Annotated in this window: 5 protein-coding genes; all 5 read left to right on the forward strand. The window is 59.0% G+C overall.

Going from position 1 to position 5,195, the window contains the following annotated elements:
- Nucleotides 1-69: 69 nt before the first annotated feature.
- On the forward strand, nucleotides 70-1,953 hold the full coding sequence (gene ftsH / locus ACIOMR_RS30625; RefSeq protein ID WP_401198156.1) for an ATP-dependent zinc metalloprotease FtsH: 1,884 nt from the start codon (nucleotides 70-72) through the stop codon (nucleotides 1,951-1,953).
- A gap of 8 nt (nucleotides 1,954-1,961) precedes the next feature.
- Complete coding sequence (gene folP, locus ACIOMR_RS30630; RefSeq protein ID WP_087693399.1) at nucleotides 1,962-2,813, forward strand: dihydropteroate synthase; 852 nt, start codon at nucleotides 1,962-1,964, stop codon at nucleotides 2,811-2,813.
- A 16-nt stretch (nucleotides 2,814-2,829) separates the two neighbouring features.
- The gene (glmM, locus tag ACIOMR_RS30635; protein ID WP_003212196.1) at nucleotides 2,830-4,167 is read left to right on the forward strand and encodes a phosphoglucosamine mutase; all 1,338 of its coding nucleotides are present in this window, start codon (nucleotides 2,830-2,832) and stop codon (nucleotides 4,165-4,167) included.
- Nucleotides 4,168-4,233: 66 nt separating this feature from the next.
- Nucleotides 4,234-4,989, forward strand: coding sequence for a triose-phosphate isomerase (tpiA, locus tag ACIOMR_RS30640; protein ID WP_401198151.1), 756 nt, complete (start codon nucleotides 4,234-4,236; stop codon nucleotides 4,987-4,989).
- Nucleotides 4,990-4,993: 4 nt separating this feature from the next.
- On the forward strand, nucleotides 4,994-5,195 hold a 202-nt coding region (gene secG / locus ACIOMR_RS30645), incomplete at its 3' end, for a preprotein translocase subunit SecG (RefSeq protein ID WP_401198154.1).

Consider the following 5,195-nt stretch of genomic DNA (forward strand, 5'->3'; position numbering starts at 1 on the left):
CCCCGAGCCGAGCTTGCTTCAGACCGTAGCTAATTGCACGCAATGCCAAACAAACTGATCCTGCGCTAGATCAACGCGGCCGTCCTCGTGCCGCGGCTGAACCACTTCTCCAGCCCTAACGAGCCGCAGACCCTCAACTATTCCGACTTCATCCAGCAAGTTAAGGATGGCAAGGTCGAGCGCGTAGCGGTTGATGGCTACGTGATTACCGGCAAGCGCAACGATGGCGACAGCTTCAAGACCATCCGTCCGGCAATCCAGGACAATGGCCTGATCGGCGACCTGGTGGATAACCATGTGGTTGTCGAAGGCAAGCAGCCTGAGCAGCAGAGCATCTGGACCCAGCTCCTGGTGGCCAGCTTCCCGATACTGGTGATTATCGCCGTGTTCATGTTCTTCATGCGCCAGATGCAAGGTGGTGCGGGAGGCAAGGGCGGGCCGATGAGCTTCGGCAAGAGCAAGGCACGCCTGCTTTCCGAAGATCAGGTGAAAACCACCCTGGCTGACGTTGCCGGCTGCGACGAAGCCAAGGAAGAAGTGGGCGAACTGGTTGAATTCCTGCGCGATCCGGGCAAGTTCCAGCGCCTGGGTGGCCGTATTCCTCGCGGTGTGCTGATGGTTGGCCCGCCAGGTACCGGTAAAACCCTGTTGGCCAAGGCCATTGCCGGCGAAGCCAAAGTACCTTTCTTCACCATTTCCGGTTCCGACTTCGTCGAAATGTTCGTCGGTGTAGGTGCCAGCCGTGTTCGCGATATGTTCGAACAGGCCAAGAAGCACGCTCCGTGCATCATCTTTATCGATGAAATCGACGCCGTTGGTCGCCATCGTGGCGCCGGCATGGGCGGCGGTCATGATGAGCGTGAGCAGACGCTTAACCAGTTGCTGGTTGAGATGGACGGCTTTGAAATGAACGACGGCATCATCGTGATCGCCGCAACCAACCGTCCAGACGTGCTCGACCCCGCTTTGCTGCGTCCGGGCCGTTTTGACCGTCAGGTCGTTGTCGGGTTGCCAGACATCCGTGGTCGTGAGCAGATCCTGAAAGTGCACATGCGCAAAGTGCCAATGGGCGACGACGTGGCTCCGGCCGTGATTGCCCGTGGTACTCCAGGCTTCTCCGGTGCCGACCTTGCCAACCTGGTGAACGAGGCGTCGCTGTTTGCCGCCCGTACCGGCAAGCGCATCGTTGAAATGAAGGAGTTCGAGCTGGCGAAAGACAAGATCATGATGGGCGCCGAGCGCAAATCCATGGTCATGTCCGAGAAAGAGAAGCAGAACACCGCTTATCATGAAGCCGGTCACGCCATTGTTGGTCGCGTTGTGCCTGAGCATGACCCAGTCTACAAGGTATCGATCATTCCTCGTGGCCGGGCGCTGGGCGTCACCATGTTCCTGCCGGAAGAGGATCGCTACAGCCTCTCCAAGCGTGCCTTGATCAGCCAGATCTGCTCGCTGTATGGCGGCCGGATCGCTGAAGAGATGACCCTGGGCTTCGACGGTGTTACCACCGGTGCCTCCAACGACATCATGCGTGCCAGCCAGATTGCACGGAACATGGTGACCAAGTGGGGTCTGTCGGAGAAACTCGGTCCTTTGATGTATGCCGAGGAAGAAGGCGAAGTATTCCTGGGTCGCGGTGGTGGTGGTCAAGCTGCCAGCTTCTCCGGCGAGACAGCCAAGCTGATCGACTCCGAGGTGCGCAGCATCATTGACCAGTGCTACGGCACGGCCAAGCAGATCCTCACCGACAATCGCGACAAGCTCGACGCCATGGCTGATGCCCTGATGAAGTACGAGACCATTGATGCCGAGCAGATTGACGACATCATGGCCGGTCGTACGCCTCGCGAGCCTCGCGATTGGGAAGGTGGTTCGGGTACTTCGGGCACGCCGCCAGTGGTACAGAACGAACGCCCTGAAGCCCCGATCGGCGGCCCGGCTGCTGACCATTAAGGTTTGAAATGACTTCTGCGTTGTCCTCGACCCGGTTGCCTTGCGGCAGCCGGGTTCTTGATTTGGCCCATACACACGTTATGGGCATTCTTAATGTAACCCCTGATTCCTTTTCCGATGGTGGTCGCTTCAGTCAGCTTGATGCTGCCTTGCGCCATGCGGAAGCGATGGTGGCTGCCGGTGCGACTCTGATTGACGTCGGTGGCGAATCAACCCGGCCCGGCGCGCGCGCAGTTTCTCCCCTGGAGGAGCTGGAACGGGTTGCTCCGATTGTCGAGCGCATCCATCAAGAGCTGGACGTCATCATCTCTGTCGACACCTCGACCCCTGCCGTTATGCGCGAAACTGCGCGGCTGGGTGCAGGGTTGATCAACGATGTGCGCTCTTTGCAGCGCGATGGCGCTCTGGATGCGGCCGCCGCGACGGGGCTGCCGGTTTGCCTGATGCATATGCTTGGCGAGCCGGGCACGATGCAGGACGATCCGCATTACGACAATCTGGTCGGTGAAGTGAAAGGTTTTCTTGCCGAGCGCATGGCTCAATGCGCGGCGGTGGGGATTGCTCCCGAGCGGATAATCCTCGACCCGGGATTTGGCTTTGCCAAGACCTTGCAGCACAATTTAAGCCTGTTCAAGCATATGGAATCCCTGCATGCCCTTGGTCGCCCCTTGTTGGTCGGGGTTTCGCGCAAGAGCATGATAGGTCTGGCGTTGAATCGTCCCGTGGGTGAGCGGCTGCATGGCGGCCTGGCACTTGCGGCACTTGCCGTGGTCAAGGGTGCGCGCATCTTGCGCGTGCATGACGTGGCCGAGACGATAGATGTAGTGCGGATGATCGCAGCGGTTGAATCAGCCGAATAAGAATGATGGAGCACTTATGACTAAAAAGTATTTTGGCACCGATGGCATTCGCGGTCGGGTCGGCGAATTCCCGATTACTCCCGATTTCATGCTCAAGCTGGGCTGGGCCGCCGGCATGGCGTTCCGCAGCATGGGGGCCTGCCGTATCCTGGTGGGTAAGGACACGCGTATCTCGGGTTATATGTTTGAGTCTGCGCTGGAGGCAGGTCTGTCTGCTGCCGGCGCTGATGTGATGCTGTTGGGGCCGATGCCTACGCCGGCGATCGCTTACCTGACGCGTACCTTTCATGCTGAAGCCGGTATCGTGATCAGCGCTTCGCACAATCCCCACGATGACAATGGCATCAAGTTCTTCTCGGGCCAGGGCACCAAGCTGCCGGATGAGATCGAGCACATGATCGAAGAGTTGCTGGATGCGCCGATGACCGTCGTCGAATCGAGCAAGCTGGGCAAGGTATCGCGGATTAACGACGCTTCCGGCCGTTACATCGAGTTCTGCAAAAGCAGCGTGCCTAGCAGCACCAATTTTGCCGGGTTGAAGGTCGTCATCGACTGCGCCCACGGCGCGACGTACAAAGTCGCACCGAGTGTGTTCAAGGAGCTTGGCGCAGACGTTACTGTACTGTCGGCGCAGCCGAACGGCCTGAACATCAACGACAACTGCGGCTCAACCCACATGGGGCAGTTGCAGGCGGCTGTCCTGGCTGAGCATGCCGACTTGGGCATCGCGTTCGATGGTGATGGCGACCGCGTATTGATGGTCGACCACACTGGCGCGATCGTCGATGGCGACGACCTGTTGTTCATCATCGCCCGTGACCTGCATGAGCGTAACAAGCTGCAAGGCGGCGTCGTCGGTACCTTGATGAGCAATCTTGGCCTGGAGCTGGCCCTGGCAGATCTGGGGATCCCGTTTGTGCGCGCCAATGTCGGTGACCGCTACGTGATTGCCGACCTGCTGGAGCGTAATTGGCAGGTGGGTGGCGAAAATTCCGGTCATATTGTCTGCTTCCAGCACACGACTACCGGGGATGCGATCATTGCGGCGCTGCAGGTGCTGCTGGCGCTGCGTCGCCGTGAAGAAAGCCTGGCCCAGGCGCGGCAGGCGTTGCGCAAGTGCCCGCAAGTGCTGCTCAACGTGCGCTTTGCAGGCGGTGACAACCCTATCGAGCATCCGGCTGTCAAAGAGGCCAGTGAGCGCGTGACTGCCGCCATGGCGGGACGTGGCCGGGTCTTGCTGCGCAAGTCGGGTACCGAGCCTTTGGTGCGTGTAATGGTCGAGGGCGAGGACGAAACACAGGTTCGCGGCTATGCCGAAGAGCTGGCAAAACTGGTAACTGAAGTTTGCGCCTGAATTCGGCTTGCCAGTGATGATGTGGTTGGGTAACATCTGCGCCCACTTTGACCGACGAGGTACAGCATGCGTCGCACTATGGTAGCTGGTAACTGGAAGATGCACGGTACCCGCGCCAGTGTCGCTGAGCTGATCAATGGCCTTCGTCATTTGGCCTTGCCTGGCGGTGTTGATGTCGCGGTATTCCCGCCTTGCTTGTATATCAATCAAGTGATTGATGGCTTGAAAGGCAAGTCGATCCAGGTCGGCGCGCAGAACTCTGCGGTGGAATCCATGCAAGGTGCGTTGACCGGTGAGATTGCACCGAGTCAGCTGGTTGATGCGGGTTGTTCCCTGGTGCTTGTTGGGCACTCCGAGCGCCGCCAGATCATGGGCGAGCGTGATGGGACACTCAATCGCAAATTCGCGGCGGCACAGGCTTGCGGCTTGGTTCCGGTGTTGTGCATAGGGGAGACCCTTGAGCAGCGTGAGTCCGGTAAAACTCTTGAGGTTGTCGGGCGTCAGCTGGGCAGCATCATCGAGGAGCTGGGAGTCGGTGCCTTTGCAAATGCAGTAATTGCTTACGAGCCGGTCTGGGCCATTGGCACCGGGCTGACTGCTTCGCCGCAACAGGCGCAGGATGTGCACGCAGCCATCCGCGCGCAGTTGGCGGCAGAGAATTCTGAGGTCGCACGAGGTGTGCGGCTTCAATACGGCGGCAGCGAGAAGGCGGCCCATGCGGTCGAACTGTTCGGCATGCCGGATATCGATGGGGGGCTCATTGGTGGAGCTTCCCTGAATGCAGATGAGTTCGGTGCGATCTGTCGCGCCGCGGGAAACTGAAAAAATGCTGGAAACAGTCATCGTTGTTTTTCATCTGCTGGGTGCACTGGGCGTAGTTGCTCTGGTTTTGCTGCAGCAGGGTAAAGGTGCGGACGCTGGTGCGTCTTTCGGGGCAGGTGCTTCAAATACTGTGTTCGGAAGCCAAGGTTCCTCTACCTTTCTTAGTAAGTTTACTGCTGTACTTGGCGCCGGTTGGGTCATAACGA

The sequence above is a fragment of the Pseudomonas sp. NPDC087814 genome (assembly GCF_044742865.1).
Lineage (GTDB): Bacteria > Pseudomonadota > Gammaproteobacteria > Pseudomonadales > Pseudomonadaceae > Aquipseudomonas.